The organism is Aminobacter anthyllidis (assembly GCF_018555685.1).
Lineage (GTDB): Bacteria > Pseudomonadota > Alphaproteobacteria > Rhizobiales > Rhizobiaceae > Aminobacter > Aminobacter anthyllidis.
This window is the reverse complement of record NZ_JAFLWW010000002.1, coordinates 129,876-148,932: the sequence shown is the minus strand read 5'-3', so window position 1 is coordinate 148,932 and position 19,057 is coordinate 129,876. Positions and strand designations below refer to the sequence as shown.

The 19,057-nt window shown below is 64.1% G+C and carries 18 protein-coding genes and 1 pseudogene; 4 read left to right on the top strand and 15 right to left on the bottom strand.

Annotation, left to right across the window (positions count from 1 at the left end; genetic code table 11):
• Positions 1-10: 10 nt before the first annotated feature.
• On the bottom strand, positions 11-718 hold the full coding sequence (gene purN / locus J1C56_RS05850) for a phosphoribosylglycinamide formyltransferase (RefSeq protein ID WP_214386941.1): 708 nt from the start codon (positions 716-718) through the stop codon (positions 11-13).
• A complete protein-coding gene (gene purM / locus J1C56_RS05845; RefSeq protein ID WP_115732794.1) occupies positions 715-1,779 on the bottom strand; it encodes a phosphoribosylformylglycinamidine cyclo-ligase in 1,065 nt (354 codons plus the stop codon). Before purM ends, purN begins: the two co-directional genes overlap by 4 nt.
• Positions 1,780-1,989: 210 nt before the next feature.
• Here purM and J1C56_RS05840 point away from each other — a divergent pair, with 210 nt between their 5' ends.
• From J1C56_RS05840 to hdaA, 3 genes are read left to right on the top strand one after another with little or no spacing between them, the layout of a single operon-like run.
• Positions 1,990-2,547 (top strand): CDP-alcohol phosphatidyltransferase family protein, encoded by a 558-nt coding sequence (locus J1C56_RS05840; protein ID WP_214386939.1) that lies wholly within the window; start codon positions 1,990-1,992, stop codon positions 2,545-2,547.
• A complete protein-coding gene (locus J1C56_RS05835; protein ID WP_214386937.1) occupies positions 2,519-3,685 on the top strand; it encodes an AI-2E family transporter in 1,167 nt (388 codons plus the stop codon). Before J1C56_RS05840 ends, J1C56_RS05835 begins: the two co-directional genes overlap by 29 nt.
• A 2-nt stretch (positions 3,686-3,687) precedes the next feature.
• On the top strand, positions 3,688-4,389 hold the full coding sequence (gene hdaA / locus J1C56_RS05830; RefSeq protein ID WP_338001405.1) for a DnaA regulatory inactivator HdaA: 702 nt from the start codon (positions 3,688-3,690) through the stop codon (positions 4,387-4,389).
• On the opposite strand, the gene J1C56_RS05825 is transcribed toward hdaA, so the two are convergent.
• The 12 genes and pseudogenes from J1C56_RS05825 to J1C56_RS05770 all read right to left on the bottom strand — a co-directional run bounded on the left by J1C56_RS05825 (position 4,386) and on the right by J1C56_RS05770 (position 15,691).
• Complete coding sequence (locus tag J1C56_RS05825; protein ID WP_214386933.1) at positions 4,386-4,670, bottom strand: hypothetical protein; 285 nt, start codon at positions 4,668-4,670, stop codon at positions 4,386-4,388. The two genes, hdaA and J1C56_RS05825, sit on opposite strands and share 4 nt — an antisense overlap.
• A gap of 61 nt (positions 4,671-4,731) precedes the next feature.
• Positions 4,732-5,229, bottom strand: coding sequence for a helix-turn-helix transcriptional regulator (locus J1C56_RS05820; RefSeq protein ID WP_214386931.1), 498 nt, complete (start codon positions 5,227-5,229; stop codon positions 4,732-4,734).
• Positions 5,147-5,830 (bottom strand): hypothetical protein, encoded by a 684-nt coding sequence (locus tag J1C56_RS05815; RefSeq protein ID WP_214386929.1) that lies wholly within the window; start codon positions 5,828-5,830, stop codon positions 5,147-5,149. The genes J1C56_RS05820 and J1C56_RS05815 overlap by 83 nt, the downstream gene beginning before the upstream one ends.
• A 314-nt stretch (positions 5,831-6,144) precedes the next feature.
• Positions 6,145-7,911: an ABC transporter ATP-binding protein gene (locus tag J1C56_RS05810; RefSeq protein ID WP_214386927.1), complete on the bottom strand. Its 1,767-nt coding sequence runs from the start codon at positions 7,909-7,911 to the stop codon at positions 6,145-6,147.
• 44 nt (positions 7,912-7,955) lie between these two features.
• Positions 7,956-8,900 (bottom strand): acetamidase/formamidase family protein, encoded by a 945-nt coding sequence (locus tag J1C56_RS05805; RefSeq protein ID WP_214386924.1) that lies wholly within the window; start codon positions 8,898-8,900, stop codon positions 7,956-7,958.
• A pseudogene (locus tag J1C56_RS05800) lies at positions 8,890-10,532 on the bottom strand (ABC transporter substrate-binding protein). The gene J1C56_RS05805 and the pseudogene J1C56_RS05800 overlap by 11 nt, the downstream one beginning before the upstream one ends.
• Before the next feature lie 50 nt (positions 10,533-10,582).
• Positions 10,583-11,503 (bottom strand): ABC transporter permease, encoded by a 921-nt coding sequence (locus tag J1C56_RS05795; RefSeq protein WP_214386922.1) that lies wholly within the window; start codon positions 11,501-11,503, stop codon positions 10,583-10,585.
• Complete coding sequence (locus tag J1C56_RS05790) at positions 11,500-12,381, bottom strand: ABC transporter permease (protein ID WP_214388245.1); 882 nt, start codon at positions 12,379-12,381, stop codon at positions 11,500-11,502. The genes J1C56_RS05795 and J1C56_RS05790 overlap by 4 nt, the downstream gene beginning before the upstream one ends.
• Before the next feature lies 1 nt (position 12,382).
• Positions 12,383-12,988, bottom strand: coding sequence for an ANTAR domain-containing response regulator (locus tag J1C56_RS05785; protein WP_214386920.1), 606 nt, complete (start codon positions 12,986-12,988; stop codon positions 12,383-12,385).
• On the bottom strand, positions 12,985-14,085 hold the full coding sequence (locus tag J1C56_RS05780) for a transporter substrate-binding protein (RefSeq protein WP_214386918.1): 1,101 nt from the start codon (positions 14,083-14,085) through the stop codon (positions 12,985-12,987). Before J1C56_RS05780 ends, J1C56_RS05785 begins: the two co-directional genes overlap by 4 nt.
• 162 nt (positions 14,086-14,247) lie before the next feature.
• Positions 14,248-14,865, bottom strand: coding sequence for a LysE family translocator (locus tag J1C56_RS05775; protein ID WP_214386916.1), 618 nt, complete (start codon positions 14,863-14,865; stop codon positions 14,248-14,250).
• A 166-nt stretch (positions 14,866-15,031) separates the two neighbouring features.
• A complete protein-coding gene (locus J1C56_RS05770) occupies positions 15,032-15,691 on the bottom strand; it encodes a response regulator (protein ID WP_214386914.1) in 660 nt (219 codons plus the stop codon).
• Between the two features lie 131 nt (positions 15,692-15,822).
• Between J1C56_RS05770 and J1C56_RS05765 the strand changes: the two genes are divergently transcribed.
• Positions 15,823-17,589, top strand: coding sequence for an ATP-binding protein (locus J1C56_RS05765; RefSeq protein WP_214386912.1), 1,767 nt, complete (start codon positions 15,823-15,825; stop codon positions 17,587-17,589).
• A gap of 121 nt (positions 17,590-17,710) precedes the next feature.
• Here the strand turns inward: J1C56_RS05765 and J1C56_RS05760 are convergent, their stop codons facing one another.
• Positions 17,711-19,048 carry a purine-cytosine permease family protein gene (locus J1C56_RS05760; RefSeq protein WP_214386910.1) on the bottom strand — a complete coding sequence of 446 codons (1,338 nt, stop codon included), beginning with the start codon at positions 19,046-19,048 and terminating at the stop codon, positions 17,711-17,713.
• Positions 19,049-19,057 lie beyond the last annotated feature (9 nt).

The following is a 19,057-nucleotide window of genomic DNA, read 5'->3' as shown; positions in this document are numbered from 1 at the left end:
GCCTGTCTGCTCAGGGCGTGATGCGGGCGAGTTGCTCGAGATCGATTTCGGCGCGCGCCGGGTTGGGCGCGGCGATCTCGTCGGTGCCGATGCTGTCGGCGAAGCCGGAATAGGCCGTGCGGCTGCCTTCCATGCGCACCTTACCTTCGGCGAAGAGCTTGAGGGCGAGCGGATAGAGCCGGTGCTCGGCCTTGAGCACGCGGGCCGACAGTGTCGGCTCGTCGTCGTCGATCAGCACCGGCACGGCGGCCTGGGCGATGATGGGGCCGTCATCCATCTCGGGCGTGACGAAATGCACGGTGCAGCCATGCACGCGGATGCCGGCGTCGAGCGCGCGCTGGTGGGTGTCGAGCCCCTTGAACGACGGCAGCAGTGCCGGATGGATGTTGATCATCCGGCCCTGCCACTTCTCGACGAAGCCGGTGGTCAGCAGACGCATGTAGCCGGCTAGCGCCACGATCTCGGCGCCGAACGTGTCGAGTGCCGTGGCAATCGCCTCGTCATGCGCTTCCTTGCTGGCATGGTCGGCGCGTGTCACCACCTTGGTGGCTATGCCACGGCTGGCGGCGATGCCGAGGCCGGGCGCATTGGCCTTGTCGGAGATGACGCCGACGATCTCGGCCGGGAATGCCGGGTCGGCGGCGGCGTCGATCAGCGCGGCCATGTTGGAGCCGCGGCCGGAAATCAGGATGACGGTGCGTTTGCGCTGCAGGCTCATAGGGCGAGCGACCCGCGATAGATGACGCCGGTGTCGCGGCGCGGCACGATGCGGCCGATCGGCGTGACGGTCTCGCCGGCCTCCTGCAGCACGGCGGCGACCTGTGCTGCCTGTCCGGCGGCAACGACCGCGATCATGCCGATGCCGCAGTTGAAGGTGCGCATCATTTCTTCCGGTGAGACGCCGCCTGTGGCAGCAAGCCACGAGAACACGCGTGGTGCCTCGATCGCCGACAGGTCGAGCTCGGCCGAGAATTCCTTGGGCAGCACCCTGGGGATGTTTTCGGGGAACCCGCCGCCGGTGATGTGGGCCAGCGCCTTGATGCCGTTGGTTTCGCGGATCGCCTTGAGCAGAGACTTGACGTAGATGCGCGTCGGCTCGAGCAGCGCTTCGGCCAGCGTCGGGCCATCGGCGAAGGGGGCGCGGTCGCTCCATTTCAGGCCGGAGACCTCGACGATGCGGCGGACCAGCGAATAGCCGTTGGAATGAACGCCCGAGGACGCCAGGCCGAGCAGCACGTCGCCCTCGACGACGTCGTCGGTCGGCAGCAGCCGGCCACGCTCGGCGGCACCGACGGCAAAGCCGGCGAGGTCGTAGTCGTTGCCATGATACATGCCGGGCATTTCGGCGGTTTCGCCGCCGATCAGCGCGCAGCCGGCCTGGCGGCAGCCTTCGGCGATGCCGGAGACGATGTCGGCGCCCTGGTTGGGATCGAGCTTGCCGGTGGCGAAATAGTCGAGGAACAAGAGCGGCTCGGCGCCCTGGACGACGATGTCGTTGACGCACATGGCGACGAGGTCGACGCCGATCGTGTCATGCTTGCCGGCATCGATGGCGATCTTGAGCTTGGTGCCGACGCCGTCATTGGCCGCGACCAGGATCGGGTCGTTGAAACCGGCGGCCTTGAGGTCGAACAGGCCGCCGAAGCCGCCGATCTCGCCATCCGCGCCCGGCCGGCGCGTCGAGCGCACCAGCGGCTTGATCTTCTCGACCATCAGATTGCCGGCGTCGATGTCGACGCCCGCCTGCGCATAGGTGAGACCGTTCTTGCCTTCGCTCATCGCCAATTCCTGATGTCGTGCGCTTTTGGGGCGCTATTCGCATGAACGGCCCGTTCCCGCAAGCGAGAGAGCCGGATTGCCGCGCCAGCAGCCCGCCAAAGCAGTGGACAGGGCTCCCATTGCGGCTACTCCCTTGCGATGGTGCGAAGTCTCGCCCATGTATCGGGAAAAGACAAAGAGTAAGCAATAGTCAGGGACGGAATGCTGATTGTGACTATTCCGAACATGATCACGATCATGAGGCTGATCCTCGTGCCTTGCGTGATCTACGCCATGTTGTCGGGGCAGTGGGACTGGGCCTTCGCCGGTTTCGTCATTGCCGGCGTTTCGGACGGCGTCGATGGTTTCATTGCCCGCCACTTCAACCAGCGCTCGGAACTTGGCGCCTATCTCGACCCGATGGCCGACAAGCTGCTGCTGGTCAGCGTCTTCGTCGTGCTTGGCATCATGGGGCATCTGCCGTTGTGGCTGGTGATGCTGGCCGTCTCGCGTGACGCACTGATCGTCGGCGCCGTGTTGCTGTCGACCATCATGGGGCACCCGGTGAAGGTGCGCCCGCTGATGGTGTCGAAGGTCAATACCGCCATGCAGATCATCCTGGCGGCTATCGTACTGGCTGAATTAGCCTTCAGCTTTGCGCTCGGCCCGGCTCGGCCAGCGTTGATAATCATTTCCGGCCTCTTGACCGTCGCTTCCGCGGCAGCCTATCTCGTGGCCTGGCTGAGGCACATGAGCGGTTATGGCGAAGGCGAAACTCCCAACCGATAACGAAGCGGCCGAAGAAGCTGCTGCGGCGGCATTCCGCAAGCAGATCCGCTTCTGGCTGATCACAGCCGTCCTGTTCGCTGCGTTTCTTTACCTGTTCAGCAACATCCTGCTGCCGTTCGTCGCCGGCATGGCGCTGGCATATTTCCTAGACCCGGTCGCCGACCGCCTGCAGAAGCTCGGTTTGTCGCGTGTAATGGCGACGGTGGTGATCCTCATCTGCTTCATAGTGTTCTTGACGCTGGCGCTGGTGGTGCTGATCCCGGTGCTTGCATCGCAGATGGCCGATTTTGCCGCCAAGGTGCCAGGTTACGTCGAAAAGCTGCAGCAACTCGTCACCAATTTCGACCCGCAGTGGCTGGAGCAGCGCTTTGGCGTGGATGCGGCGGGCCTGCGCGAAGGGCTCAATTCACTGCTGAGCACCGGCTTTGGCTTCCTGTCGACCGTGTTCCAGTCGATCTGGAGCTCGGGCGTGGCGCTGTTTTCGATCGCCAGCCTGTTCGTCATCACGCCTGTTGTCGCCTTCTACATGCTGCTTGACTGGGACCGCATGGTGTCAGTCGTCGACAGCTGGGTGCCGCGTGACCATGTCGAGACGGTGCGCAAGCTTGCAACCGACATCAACTCGGCCACCGCCGGCTTCGTCCGCGGGCAGGGCACGCTCTGCCTCGTGCTCGGCGTGATGTATGCCGTCGGCCTGACGCTCACTGGGCTGAATTTCGGCGTGCTCATCGGCCTGTTTGCCGGACTGATCAGCTTCATTCCCTATGTCGGATCGATGGTCGGGCTGGTGCTTTCGGTAGGCGTCGCCTTCGTGCAGTTCTGGCCCGATTGGACGATGGTGGTGGCCGTGGCCGCCGTCTTTTTCGTCGGCCAGTTCATCGAGGGCAACATCTTGCAGCCGCGCCTTGTCGGCAAGAGCGTCGGCCTGCATCCGGTGTGGCTGATGTTTGCGCTGTTCGCCTTCGGTGCGCTGTTCGGTTTTGTCGGGCTGTTGGTAGCGGTGCCCGCCGCCGCTGCTATTGCCGTGCTGGTGCGCTTTGCCATTGGGCGCTATCTCGAATCGCCGCTGTATCACGGCCACGCGGTTGAGCCGCGCGCTGTAACCCGCAAAACGGGCGGCACCAGTTCGGGCGAATGAACGTGACGCGCGAGCCCCCCAAACCGCGTCAATTGCCGCTCGACCTTGGCCATTCGCCGGGGTTTTCGCGCGACGACCTCGTCGTATCAGCAGCCAACGCCCAGGCCGTCTCACTCATCGACCGTTGGCCAGATTGGCCGGCGCCGGTGGTGCTGCTTGCCGGGCCTGCCGGATCGGGCAAGTCGCATCTTGCGGCGATCTGGCGCGAGCATGCCGAGGCGCTTCAGTTCGATGTCTCGGACATTTCAGCTCATCTCGGCGAAGTCGGTGCGGCATCGGTGCTGATCGACGACGCCGACCAGGGCAAGCTCGATCAGGACGGGCTGTTCCACCTCATCAACACGGTGCGTGGCGCGGGATCGCAGCTGCTGCTCACCGCGCGCAGCTTTCCCGCCGCCTGGGCGGTGACGCTGCCTGACCTCGCCTCGCGGCTCAAGGCAGCGGCGACCGTCGAGATCGACGAGCCCGACGACCTTCTGCTGGCCGGCGTCATCACCAAGCTGTTTGCCGACCGCCAGGTCGAGGTCGAGCCGCATGTCGTGCAGTTTCTGGTTCGCCGCATCGAACGGTCGCTATCAAGTGCCATTCTCGTCGTCGAACGCCTTGACCGCGCCGCGCTCGAACAAAAGAGCCGCATCACCCGTGCGCTTGCCGCCGAGACCATCGGCGCGCTCGACGCAGGCCAGGGCGAGTTCGAACTCTAGCCCCTGGCCCGGCGCGAATAGAGCACCTTCGCCGCAAGCAGCACGGCAAGGATCGTGGCGTTGGACACCAGCCCGACGAGTACGGCAGTCGTCGTGTTGATCGTTGCGTTGGCGCCGATGCTGAACGGGATCAGCACGGCGACGAAGACGATGCCCAGCGCGATCGGGATCCAGCGGTTCAGGTTCGGCGCGGTGTTGGCGGCGGTGACCACCAGCGCGATCAGCAGGCCGATCCGGAACGGGTCGGTCAGCTGGGCAAGATAGATGTCGAGATAGGCCATTGTCGTTCCTCCCGAATCCAGATGCGCAGGTCGCATGCGAACTGTCGAGTAAGCCTATCGTCTAGCTGCCCGGTCGCGGCAGCGTCACCCCGAGCAGCAGCCTAACCAGCGACGATTGCTTGGAAACGCCCGACTTGGCGAAGATCGAGCGCAGGTGCGAGCGCACAGTTTCCCGGGCGATGCCAAAGTCCATGCCGATGGCATCGATGGTGCGGCCATCGGCGAGTGCCGAGGCGATGCGCGCTTCGCTTGGCGTCAGGTCGAACAGCGCTTGCAGCACCTTGACAGGCGGTGCACCCGGTCCGGGCAGCGGCATGACGACAAGGATGCTATTCATGCGGCTGAACAGGTCGTGTGCCGAGCCCCGCACCGGCAGCAGGTGCGCCACGCTTGACGGCTTGCCGTCGGCACCCTTGATCGGGAACGACTGGACGATGCCGCGCCTGGTGCCGCTTGCCAGCGCTGATAAGGCATTCTCAAGCAAGACGTCGGCTTTCTTGTCGGTGATCTGGGCACGAGCCGAACCGTCCTGCACGGTCGCTGGGATCAGCTTGTCCATGAGCTGGTTGCAGGCGAGCAATTGCCCGCGTCCGCCCAGCACCGCCGCCGGCAGGCCGAGCGCCTCCAGCATCGGCGCCGGCACGCGCCTTTTCCAGGCCGATCCGCGCGCCGACCATGGCAGCGCGCGCAATATGCGGACGCAGTCGGTCGAGCGCTTCGACATAAGGCCGCTCGAACGGGCCGCGCGCCGTGGTCCGCTCGAGGTTGAACGACAGCACGTCACCGGTCGGGATCGGGATATGGGTGCCAGCTGCCCAGCCCATGCCGCGTGGCCGGAGGAAGTCGCGGTAGATCGGCTCGCTCTGCAGCTCCTCTTGGCTGAAGGCATCGAGATCGGTGATGAAGCCGGGATAGGCGAGGGCCTCGGCACGCGCGGCCCGGCCGTTCACCGCCATCCAGCCTTCATCCATGAAGGCCTCGACATGGGGTGCTACCGCATCGGAGGCGACATAGGCGGAAGCGCCGCGGCTGATGGTGAACAGGTAGCCGCCCATGCCGTCGACGGCCCTGGCGAGTTCGTCAAGCAAAACAGGCCATTTCTCCGGGACGAAGGATGCCTCGTAGATCTGGTCGATGAATTGTTCGGACAGCTCCGCCAATCGTTGCCACTCCCACCCTGGCCCGCGACCGGTTCTTCAAAGTCATTCGCCTGCGGCGACAGGCCGGCGAGCGGATCCGCCAGGCCCAGGCGTGGTGTAACACGCGGCTGTAATTCAGCTTTTGTTAACCATGCTTGATCGGACGATAGCACTACACTTCGATTCATCAAATGCTGGCTGCCGTGCGCAAACGTCGCAATGGCATATATCAGCGTGATCTTTCCACAATCTGCGCCGGAGGCAGCGACAGGAAACGGATGTGCCAGCGACCCCGGCGCCGAGCACGCCGGGCAGGGTCGGCGGGCTCAGCGGGCTTACCGATCCGGCGATTCGGCGACGAGGTGGCCGCCGCCGACGTCAGTGAGCATCAGCTTCTTCGGCGCGTCGCCAAGCTTGCGCACCGGGCTCGGGATCTCGCGGTCCATGCGCGCGAAGCGTGTCCGGCGCCTGACAGGATCGGGGACCGGTACCGCCTCGATCAGCCGCATGGTGTAGGGATGGCGCGGATTGGAAAAGATCTGGTCGCGCGTGCCCATCTCGACGATCTGGCCGAGATACATGACGGCGACACGGTCGGAGATGTTCTCCACCACCGCCATGTCGTGCGAGATGAACAGATAGGCGACGCCGAATTCGCGCTGCAGCTCCTTCAGCAGTTGCAGCACGCGCGCCTGCACCGAGACGTCGAGCGCGGACACGCTTTCATCGGCGATGATCAGCTTGGGCCGCAACGCCAAGGCGCGGGCGATGCAGATGCGCTGGCGCTGGCCGCCGGAAAACTCGTGCGGATAGCGTTCCATCTGGTCGGCCGACAGGCCGACGCGCTCGAACAGGGCGGCGACCCGTTCGGTCCGTTCCCGCGGCGTGCCGATATCGTGGATCAGCAGCGGCTCGGCGACGAGGTCGCCGACACGCATGCGCGGATCGAGCGAGGCGTAAGGGTCCTGGAAAATCATCTGGACGTCGCGGCGCACCGCCTTGCGCTCGTCGCGGCCAAGGCCGGACAGGTTGCGTCCGCCAATCGAAAGCTCGCCGTGATAGGGCACCAGGCCGGCAAGCGCCTTCGCGGTCGTCGACTTGCCGCAGCCGGATTCCCCGACCAGCGACAGCGTCTCGTTGGGCGCGATGGAAAAGCTCACGCCCTCGACGGCGTGGACGCGGCGATTGACCCGGCCGAAGAAGCCGCCATGGAGGTCGAAACGCACATGCAGGTCGCGCGCCACGGCGACCGCGGCAGGTTTCGTCGCTTCGACGTCGCCGCGCGCGGCCTGGCGCGCGGCACCAGTGCCCATGCGCGGCACCGCCGCCAGAAGGTCGCGTGTGTAGTCGACTTGAGGCCGCTCGAAGATGTCGGCCACCTTGCCTTGTTCGACCATGCGCCCGTTGCGCATGATGATGACGCGGTCGGCCATTTCGGCGACCACGCCCATGTCGTGGGTGATGAGGATGACGCTGGTGCCGTGCTGGCGCTGCAGGTCGCGCAACAGTTCGAGCACTTCGCCCTGCACGGTGACGTCAAGCGCGGTGGTCGGCTCGTCGGCGATCAGCACGTCGGGCTTCAGCGCCAGCGCCATGGCGATCATGACGCGCTGGCGCATGCCGCCGGACAGCTCGTGCGGATACTGCTTGAGCCGGCTCTCGGCTTCGGGGATGCGCACGGCCGTCAGCGCTTCGATAGCGAGCTTGCGGGCTTCGGCGCGCGAAACGCTGGTATGGGCCTCAATGGCCTCGACCAGTTGCCGCCCGATCGACAGCACCGGATTGAGCGAGGTCATCGGCTCCTGGAAGATCATTGCGATGCGGTTGCCGCGGATGCGGCGCATGCGGCGTTCGTCGAGCGCGGCGAGGTCGGTGTCGCCGAGCCTGATCGAGCCGCCCGAGATCCTTGCCGCCGGCTGCGGCAGCAGCGCCATGATGGCCAGCGATGTCATCGACTTGCCGGATCCGGATTCGCCGGCGATGCAAAGCGTCTCGCCGCGAGCCAAAGAGAAGGAGAGATCGGAGACGACCGGCCGCTCGCCGTCTTCGCCGCGAACGGAGATCGTCAGACCGGCGACGTCGAGCACCGGCTTGTCTGACATCGGGGCGGGCGCCCCGACGTCGTTTTTCGCATCCGTCGCTGCGGTCATTCGAACACGCAGCTCGGGAAGTAGAACGACACCACCCAGTTTGGCATGTCTACGATCTCCGAGATGCGGAGGTCGCCGCACACCGACACCAGCATGTAGGCGTCGACGGGATCCATCTGGTAACGCCGTGACAGCAGGTCGACCATCTGGGCGACGGCCTCCCTGGCGCCGGTCATCAGGTCGGGACCGATGCCTGTCGTCACCTCATAGCCCTTGGCGTCGAGATGCCGCGTCACCGGCCCCGGCGTGGTGAAGCGCGGCGTCTTCAGCCTGGCATCCTTGACCAGGTCGAGGGTGAGGACGACATTCATCGGGCTTTCGATCGCCGTGCCGCAGACCTCGCCGTCGCCCTGGGCGGCATGCGTGTCGCCGACCGAAAACAGCGCGCCCGCCACTTCGACCGGCAGGTAGAGCACGGTGCCGGCGGCAAGGTCGCGGATGTCGAGATTGCCGCCGACGCGACGCGGAGGCACCACCGAGTGGTGCCCCATCTCGGCAGGCGCGTTGCCGATGGTGCCGGCGAACGGCTTCAGCGGCACGCGGCCGTTCTTGCCGAACAGCGCCGGCTCGAGCGAGGTCGCATCATATTTCCAGATGGTGAGCGCCGGCTCCTTGAAGTCGTCGGCGAGCAGTCCAAAGCCCGGAATGTTGGCCGTCCAGCCGAAGCCGGACGGCTTGAACGCCTCGATCGTCACCTTGAGCGCATCGCCTGGTTCAGCGCCTTCGACATAGATCGGCCCGGTCACCGGGTTGATCTGGTCGAAGTCGAGTTTTGCGATGTCGCCGACGGTGCTGTCGGCCTTGAGCTGGCCGCCCGACGAGTCCAGGCATTCGAACTCGATCGTCGAGCCGGGCGCCACCCGCTCGGCCGGGGCAAACGAGTTGTCCCAGCCGAAGTGATGATGGCGTCCGTGGATGGTGTAGTTGCAGTTATTGCACATCGTTCACATACACATAGTCGTAGTTGATCGGGATATGGACCGGGTCGACATAGAGCTTGTCGTCGCCGCCCATGCGTGGCGACTTCATGGTGAAGCGCTGCTCGTTGAACACCGGCGCCCACGGCGCGTCGGCCATGATCTTGGCGTAGATGTCGCTCCACAACTTGGCGCGTTCCTCGGCCTTGGCCGGATCGACGATCGAGTCGGCTGCCGCCGCCTTTTCGTCGAGTTCCTTGTTGCAGTACCACGACCAGTTCCAGCCACCCTGCACGGCACCGCCGCAGCCGAGGATCGGGCCGTAGAAGTTGGACGGATCGGGGAAGTCTGCGATCCAGGCCATGCCGCCGGACCAGATCATCGGCGCGCCGTTCTTTTCACCGCCGGCGGCAATGACGTTTGCCTGGGCGAGCGACTGGATGGCGGCCTTGATGCCGATCGCCGCCAGATCCTGCTGGATCGCCTGGGCGATGCGCGGGTTGGGATCGGTGTTCATGACGAACAGTTCGGTCTCGAAGCCGTCGGGATGGCCGGCCTCGCCGAGCAGCGCCTTGGCCTTGTCGACGTCGAAAGCATATCCCGCAAAAGCCTTGTCATAGCCCGGCATCGACGGCGGCAGCGGCTGGTTGGCGGGGACTGCGCGGTTGTTGATCAGCTTGACGATGCGGTCCTTGTTGATCGCCATGTTGACCGCCTGGCGCACCTTGACGTTGTCGAACGGCGCCATCTGGGTGTTCATGGTGACGTAGCCGGTCTGCAGCTGGCCGCCTTCGACGACGCGGGCCTTCTGCGCGGGATCGGCCATCACCTCCTGGAACTTGGCCGGCGGAATGCCGTCGCCCGGAACGTCGACCTCACCGTTCTGCAGGCGCAGCAGGGCAACGATCGGCTCCTGGCCGATCTCAAAGGTGATCTTGTCGATATAGGGCAGGCCCTTGTGCCAGTAGTCGGCGTTGCGCTCGAAGACGAGGCGCTGGCCGAGCGTCCATTCGGCCATCTTGTAGGCGCCGGTGCCGACCGGGTGCTTGCCGAAGTCGGCGCCGTATTTCTCGACCTCTTCCTTCGGCACGACATGGCTGAAATTGATCGCCATGACATGCAGGAAGGTGGCGTCGGGTCGCGACAGTTCGATCTTGACCGTCGAGGGGTCGACCACCGTCACGCCCGAAAGGCTTTCCGACTTGCCACCGGCGACATCTTCATAGCCGTTGATCGAGGCGAAGAAGCCGGCGCCCGGGCTCTGGGTCTTGGGTTGGTGACGCGGTCGAGCGAATATTTGACGTCCTCGGCCGTCATCTCGCGGCCGTTGTGAAATTTCACGCCCTTGCGCAGCTTGAAGGTGAAGGTCTTGCCGTCGGGCGAAATCTCGTAGCTCTCTGCCAGCTCAGGACGCAGCTTGGTCGTGCCCGGCTCGTAGTCCATCAGCCCGTCGAACAGGCTCTTGATCATCGACCAGTTCTGCCAGTCATAGCCGATCGCCGGATCGAGCGTCGCGACATCGTCCTTGTAGGTAATGGTGATCGCGCCGCCCTGCTTGGCCTTGGGGTCGAGCGTTTCCTGCGCTGAGGCCGAAGCCATGCCGAGCGCCAGCGCGAGCGCTGACGCGGCGACTGTCGTGGTGAGCCAATGTTTCATGCGAGGTTCCCTTCTCTTTTTGGTTTGCAGTCTTTTGGTTTGGCTTTGGATCAGCGCAGCTTGATGCGCGGATCGATGAACGGGGCGACGATGTCGGCGAGCAGATTGCCGAGCACGATGGCGCAGGCGGACACCAGCGTGACGCCCATGATGATCGGGATGTCGACGCGCTGGATCGCCTGCCAGGCGAGCTGGCCGATGCCTGGCCAGCCGAACACGCTTTCGACCACCACGATGCCGCCCATGAACAGGCCGATATCGATGCCGATCATGGCAACGACCGGCAGGATGGCGTTGGGCAAAGCGTGGCCGAACAGCACGGCGCGCTGGGCGAGGCCCTTGGCGCGGGCGGTGCGGATATAGTCCTGGCGCAAGACGTCGATCATCGACGAGCGCATCATGCGCGAATACCAGCCGGCGCCGAGGATGCCGAGCGTCAGCGACGGCAGCACCATATGCCGCCAGGTGCCGTAGCCGCCGATCGGAAACCAGCCGAGCTTGACGGCAAAGACGTAGAGCAGAAGCAGGCCGACGACGAATTGCGGTGCCGACACGCCAATGAACGAGCCGACCATCAGCGCCTGGTCGGTGGCGGTGCCGCGCTTGACGGCGGCGATCAGGCCCATGGTCAGGCCGATGAGTAACTCGCACAGGATCGCGCCGACCATCAGGAGCAGGCTGGCCGGCAGGCGCGAGACGATCAGTTCGCTGACCTCCGAGCGCTGGATGTAGGAACGTCCGAGGTCGCCGCTGAGCAGGTTGGTCAGATAGCGCCAGTACTGGACGACGAAGGGCTGGTCGAGCCCGAGCTGCTGGCGGATGCTCTCGACCGTCTGCGGCGTCGCACTGCGGCCGGCGATCTGGCGCACCGGGTCGGCCGGCAGCAGGTAGAGCAGCGCAAAGGTGATCAGCGACACGCCGAGCAGGATCAGCGCTGCCTGGATCAGCCGGCGGGTGAGATAGGCGATCATGCCCGGCCCCGCTGCGTCGGGTCGAGAATGTCGCGCAGGGCGTCACCGACAAGATTGAAGGCGAGCGCCAGCGCCAGGATCGCGGCACCGGGGAAGAACACCAGCCAGGGTGCCGCCTGGAAGTAGGTCTGGTTTTCGAAGATGATGTTGCCCCACGAGGCGGTGGGCGGCTGCACGCCGATACCGAGGTAGGACAGCGTGGCCTCCAGAAGCACGGTGGTCGAAATGCCGAGCGTGCCCCACACGATGATCGTCGGCAGAAGATGTGGCAGGATGTGGCGGAACAGGATGCGGGGCGTGCTGGCCCCGATGGTGCGCTCGGCGTCGATGAACTCGCGTTCGGCGAGTGAACTCGTTTCGGTGAAGACGATACGCGCCGTCTGCACCCAGTTGACCAGCGCGATCACCATGGCGACGATCCACAGGCTGGGCTGGAACACCGCCGCAAGGCAGATGGCGAGCAGCAACGCCGGAAAGGCCATCATCAGGTCGGTGAAGCGCATCAGGGCGGCGCCGATGAAACCACGGAAGTAGCCGGCGGTGATGCCAACAAGCGTGCCGATCAAAAGTGCCGCACCATTGGCGACGATGCCGATGATCAGCGAGGTCCGCGCGCCGTAGAGAATGCGGGTCAGAAGGTCCCGGCCGAGCAGGTCGGTGCCGAGCCAGAAGGTGGCGCTGGGCGGCAGTGGCGCGCCTTCCAGCGTCAGGCCGTCGAACATCTGCTCGTTGGGGTCGTAGCCGGTGAGATAGGGGGCGAGCAGGGCGCCAGCGCCGGTGATCGCGATGATCGCCAGGCCGGTCATCGCCAGTGGCCGCTTGACGAGGCGTCCCCAGACACCGGCGCGTGCCTTGGCCGGCACAGCGATGGCGGGCATCTCAGGCGCGATGGGACTGGTCAAAGCCGCCCTCCTTTTCGGTCAGGGCGACGACACGTCGGGCGGCTTCCTCGAGGCTGACCTGCCAGTTCATGGCGAGCGTGCGCAACTGCGCGTAGGCGCGTTCGTCGTCGACGCCCTGGCTCGACAAGGCCGCGACCGCGCGCACGATGGTCTGGCGCTCGGCGACGCGCTGCTGCAGCGCGGTGATCTCGTCGGCCAGCTGCCGGCGGGCAGCAAAGCTCTGCCGGGCGATCAGCAGGGCGCTGTAGACGCCGGCATTGCCGACCGGCTTGAGCAGTTGCGCGTCGGCCTTGTGCGACAGCGCCCATTCGATCCGGCCTGGCGCTTCCGAGCCGATCAGCGCGATCGTCGGCATCGGCGCTGCACCGCGCGGCCAGGGAAACTGCTGGTCGAAGCCGAGATCGACGTCGAAAAACACGAAGTCGGCGGCCAGCGCCTCCGCCGGCAGTTCGGGCCAGCAGTCCGTGACGGCGAGGCCGATGGCCGCAAGCTGACGACTGATCGCGCTGACGTTGGCATGCGGGCGATGCAGCACGAAGGCCTTGGCGCCGCCGAGATTGGGGATATGCGAGACACGGCTCATGACACGACCTTGAGGCGCGGCCGTCCAAACGTTTCGGTTCGGTCGTAACGCGAAAGATATGGGTCGGGTGCCATGCGCTCGGTCCGGCTGACGCGCTCGAATCCCAGGCCGGCGATGCGGCCAATCTCGACCGGCAGGGTCGCGTGTTGGGTCTGCGGGTCGATAGCGATCTCGCCGAGCAGTGTCTGGTAGCTGGTATTGCGGAACAAGGCCGGCAGTGCGGCGAAGCCGGCGCTTGGGTCGGTTGCAAGGACCTTGGCCAGTACCTGCACCGACGCATAGGTCGAGGCCTCGAAGGAGGAGGCTGGCGCGTCGTCCTGGGCTTGGTCGCGAAAGTAGGGCCCGACTGAAAGGTGGCCCCGGCCTGCTTCGCTGATTGCCGGCAGCTCGGCTTCGGTGAGATTGCACGACAGGATCGGGCAGTTTTCCGGCCCGAAATGTGGATCGGTGCGCGCCAGCTCGGCGTAGGCTGCAAAGAAGGCGTAGGACGAAGTTCCGATCAGGTTGTTGAGGATGAAGGCCGGTCGCGTTGCCTTGATCTCTGCGATCAGCCTGGAAACGTCGGCTTCGCCGATCGGCAGGTAGCGTTCGCCCAGCACCTTTCCGCCGGCGTCAGCAATCAGGTCGCGGGCAACCCTGTTGGTCTCCCAGCCCCAGATGTAATTGGAGCCGAGCAGGAAGCCATCGGCCCCGAAGCGCGGCACGACATGGGCCAGAAGCGGTACCAGATGCTGGTTCGGGCAGGCATGCATGTAGACGACATGCTCATTGGCCTCGAAGCCTTCATAGGGGCAGGCATACCAGAGTGCTGCTCCCGACTTCTCCAGGACCGGGATGACCTCCTTGCGGCTCCACGAGGTGACGGCGCCGACGACATGGCGCGCGCTGCTCTGGCGCAGGATCTCGTCGCAGAGCGGGGCGTAGCGGTCGATATTGCCGCCGGGGTCGCGCTCGATGGCAATGAGCTCGATGCCGCTTGCCGGATCGGCATTGACGTCTGATATGGCGCGCATGGCACCCGCATGGCAGGCGTTGGCAACCAGCTGATAGCTGCCCGAGCGCGAATAGAGCACGCCGATTTCGATGCGCGACTTCAAAAATTCCTCCCAAAAACAAAAATGCCCCGCAGCCGCCGCCGGGAGGCGAGGCATACGAGGCATGTTTGCCACCCGGCAGTCGGGGCCGGTATTTGATGTCAGCGTAGCTTTTCGCGCCTGCCAGTCAAGAGCCAATGCGAATGCCTGGATCGGTAGGCCCGGTCAGATCTGATGGCTGACAAGCGCGACGCCAAGTCCGACGAGGATCGAGCCGCAGGCCTTGGGCACTATCCAGCCGGCATCGCCTGATGCAACGCGGGCTAGGGTGACCGAAGCGATGCCGACGGCGGCGACATCGGCTATCGAGAAGACCAGGTTCACGAACATGCCAAGCAGCAGGAACTGCAGCCACAGCGGGAAGGCTGCGGCAGGATCGACGAATTGCGGCAGGAAGGTCAGGAAGAACAGCGCGGTCTTCGGGTTGAGTACCTCGACGATGATACTGTCGCGCAAGCTTTGCGAAGCGGGGCCGGCGGCCTTGCTTGCGGATTTGCCCCAGCCCATGAACATCGAGAGCCCGAGCCAGACGAGATAGGCGGCGCCGGCTAGCCTGATCGCTGCATAGAGCATCGGCGCTTGCTCGATCAGCGAGGTCAGGCCGATGGCGGCGGCAAGGATATGGACATAACAGCCGATGTGGACGCCAAGCGCCGCCATCAAGCCGGCCCTGCGGCCGAGCGCTGCGGTCTGTGCGGTCATGTAGAGGATTGCCGGTCCCGGCATGCAGGCAAAGGCAAGCGTTGCGGCGGCGAACGGAATCCACAGTTCCAGCGATGGCATGTCGGCTCCTCCCGGATGAAGCAATCGCGGGAGAATTAGGCTCGTCACTAGCCTGAAGACATACGACAGATGCCGTATTTGGAACGCGCTTCTTGTTGGCTAATCTGTTGATGGTTAAGCAAATATTGACTCGAGGGTTGCCCGCGGAGACGGCGCTGCGCGGCTGTCAGGCCGTGGGCAATCCCAGGCGAACCGCATAGGCGGTCAGTTCGGCGGCACTGTGAAGATTGAGCTTGCCCATCAGGTTTTCGCGGTGCTTGCGCGCCGTCAGCGGGCTGATGCCCAGCCGCTCGGCGATTTCGCGTGCCGTAAGCCCCTGCGCTACCAGAGCGAGGATTTCGCGCTCACGCCGGGTCAGCGGCACCGGCGAAAGGATATCCGCAGCCGCCGCCGGCCTGCTGTTTCGGCTGGGGTCGCTGATCGCGAAGCGTACCGTTCGGGCCAGATAGGTTCCGCCTTTCCTGACCGCTTCGATGGCCTCGCCGAGTTCCTCGGGGTCGCCGTCCTTGGTCAGGTAGGCGCTGGCGCCGGCCTCAAGGGCGGCGCGCACGGTTCTCGGCTCGATGTTCGCGGTCAGAACCACGATCTTGAGGCGAGGAACAAGCTCGCTGATGTCGGAGATGAACTGGATTCCGGCAACGCCCGGCATGCCGAGGTCGAGGAGCAACAGGTCGGCGCGCGTCTTGGCGACCTGCTCCAGCAAGGCTTCGCCGTCCGCCGCCTCGGCAACCACCGACATGTTGTCCATAGACGAGATCAGCATTTTCAGCCCTTCGCGCACCAGCGCGTGGTCGTCGGCAATGATGAAGGTGAGAGGGCGGTTCATATGGTCACCATTCATGGGTAAGCGATGCGAGTTGGTAGAATGCCAACTTATGGGAAATAAATTGCCGGTAGATCAACTGTCCGGGGGAAGGACAGCTTGAGCGATCTTCATCCGGCACTTGGGGGAATCGGATGCAGGAAGACAAGATACGCCAGGCACTGGTCGAGCTTCTCTATCGCAATTCATATGGCGTGGTCATCTCCAACATCGCCATTTCTCTTGCTGCCGTCTACGTCCTGAGGAGCGGCGTATCCACCACCTGGCTGGCCGGCTGGCTTGGCACGCTGTATCTGCTGACCGCCGCGCGCGTTTTTGCTTCCCGCCGCTTTTTCAGCCGCCCTCGCGGTTCGGCATCCATCATGCGATGGGCGTGGCTCGCAGCGGCGTTTTCCTGGGTATCGGGGTTGTTGTGGGGCATATTCGGCTGGGTCGGGTTCCTGCCCGAGGCCCCGCTATTGCTGTCTTTCACGGTTGTTGTGCTGACGGGCCTCGTCTGCGGTACCGTGCCGTCGCTGTCGGCCTTTCCGCCGGCCCTCATCGGCTCGATTCTCGCGACGGTGTTGCCGGTCGCGGCGCGCGCCATCACCAGTGGAAGTTCCATATCGGGCGCCTTCCTTTTCCTGCTCGCCTCGCTCGTCGCGATCAATTTCTACTATTGCCGTATCACCTACCGCATGCTGCGCGAGACGATCAGCCTGCGCATGGAAAACGAAAGGCTTGTCGAGCACCTGCAGGAAGAGCGCGACCGTGCGCAGTCAGCCGATCGAGCGAAGACCCGCTTCCTGGCTGCTGCAAGCCACGATCTGCGCCAGCCCATCCATGCGCTCAGCCTGCTGGTGTCGACGATCGCCGTGCTGGCGAAACGCGGCAACGTGCCGGCCGAGCAGGCGCGCGGGCTTGCAGGCCGGGCGAAATCGATCATCGGCAATCTCAGCGGTCTGTTGAACGCGCTGCTGGACATCTCCAAGCTCGATGCCGGCGTCGTCACCGTCGCCCGCGAAACGGTGGGACTGCGCGAACTCTTCCGCGATTTCCGCGAGGAGTTCGCCGCCGAAGCAAAGCAGCGCGGCCTGAAATGGCGGGTGGTCGACAGCGATCTTCAGGTCGAAAGCGACCCTATGATGCTGAAGCGCGTGCTCAGCAACCTGCTGACCAACGCTTTTCGCTACACGAAGGAGGGCGGTGTCGCACTTGGCTGCCGCAAGCGCGGCGATCTCGTCGAGATCCAGGTCTGGGACACGGGACCGGGCATTGCAGCTGATCAGCAGGCGATGATTTTCGAGGAATTCGTACAGTTGCAGAACCCGGCCCGGGATCGCACGCAAGGCCTCGGCCTGGGCCTTGCCATCGTTCGCCGCACCGCCGAGTTGCTGAAACACCCGCTGAAGCTGAAATCCACGCCCGGGCGCGGTTCGATGTTTTCCGTCACGGTTCCCCAAGTCCGCGCGGCCAGAGCGCCGATCTCCCAACGCGAAACGATGGCCGGAACCATCGCCGGCGGCATCATTGTCGTCGAGGACGAGAGCGACATCCTCGAGGCGATGGAACAATTGCTCACGATCGAGGGGCACCACGTTTATGCGGGCCGATCCGCGGCGGAGGCGCAAGCGGTACACGCAGCGGCTGCCATGCGAGGCGAAGCGCCGGTCGACCTGATCATCTCCGACTATCGCCTGGCGCATGGGGCGACCGGGCTCGAAGCAATCCGGACGCTGTGTGGCTACCTCGGCCAAACCGTCCCGTCCATCATCATCACCGGAGATACCTCGCCATCACGTTTGAAGGAGGTGAGCGCGAGTGGCAGCCGCATTCTGCACAAGCCGATATCGGAGGCGGAACTTAGGCAGGCGATCCAGGCGGCGTGGGTTGAAGGCAAGGCGGTCGAGGCTGGCCACTAATATTGCGCACGAGGCCAGTGCCAGAGGCTGGAAGCGGCGCGGTTGTCTTACAAGTGGCGTTCGTCCGGGCGCCGTCGAATCTCGATAATGGTTTTCGAGAACGCGACCGCGCCCGGGAGTTTCATGAGGCGATAGCGACCGTTCTTACGCGTCCCGAAAGACCCCAGAACAAGACGAAACTGCTGATCACCGTAGCCGGGGCGGAAAGCAGTTCCCATCCAGGTACCAGCAAGAGCCCGATGCCGAGTGCCACCGCGCTGAACCAGGCAACCATGCCGGGCGCATAATAGGCCGGGAATTCGTCATCTGACCGTTCGCCTTCCTCGCCGGCGCCGTCATGTTGTCCGCACAGTATATATGCCAATGCAACACCGACCCAGGCGACAACAAATATCCCCTGGTAGGCGAGGGCGATGAGAATGTACTGGAAGATGTTCGCGAGCATCACGAAGTAGACGATGATGCCGACGATGGTTGCCCAGACATATTTCGGCATTTCCAGCTTGAACACCAATCTGAAGAACGCCTGCATGTTGACGGTCGACAGATAGAAGTTGGTTGTGTTGATCCGGGTCTGGCTGATCCAGACGAACAGCAGGCCGAGCGCGCCCATCATCACGATCAGCGCCTTGACGACCGACACCTCCGAGGTTGCGCCCTCGAGCGGGATCGTCTGCACCAGGAAGATGCCGACCAGGCCGTTGACGAAATAGGTCAGCGTGTAGAAGGGCAGGCCGAAATTGAACACGGCGTGGTAGGTCTCGTCTTCCTTCTTGCCGAAGCGGGCAAAGTCGAAGGTGCACATCATCATCCACCACACGCCCATAAAGGCGATGAAGACGTTGATCCAGCCATAGGGCGGGGCGCCGCCATCCGGCGTCATGGTGAGCCACGCATTGCTGTAGCCGTAGTGGGAAATGGCGTAGACCACTGTGCCAAACAAGCCGAGAAGATATAGCGGCAGCAGATAGCCGTTGAACTTGTCGAGCCAATGCTGGACGCTGCCCAGGATCAGCGGCACGCTGTAGATGCAGACGATCAAAGCTGCGACAGCGAAGGTCAGGCCTTCAAAGTAGTAAGTCGCCGCGGTGGCGATCACCGAGCCTTCGAACACGGCGTAATAGATGCTGGAGACCGCATAGATGAAGGTTGCGATCGCCGATCCGTAGCGGCCGAACAGCAACCGGGAAAACAGCGAGACCGACAGGCCCGAGCGGATCGCGTAGCGGGTAATCACGGCATTGATCGCCGAATAAGAGATAACCGTCAGTATCAGGCCAATGATCGTATTGGCCGTGCCATAGATCTCGGCGAGTGTTGCCGAGATGATCAGGAAAAACATGGCGCTGCAGATCGCCCAAAACGCCATCGTAAGATTGAGCTTGGGCATGCGGCCACTGGGTGGGACAGGCCTTTGCGAATAGTCTAACTCACCTGCGACATCGAGACTTCCAGACATGACTGTTCT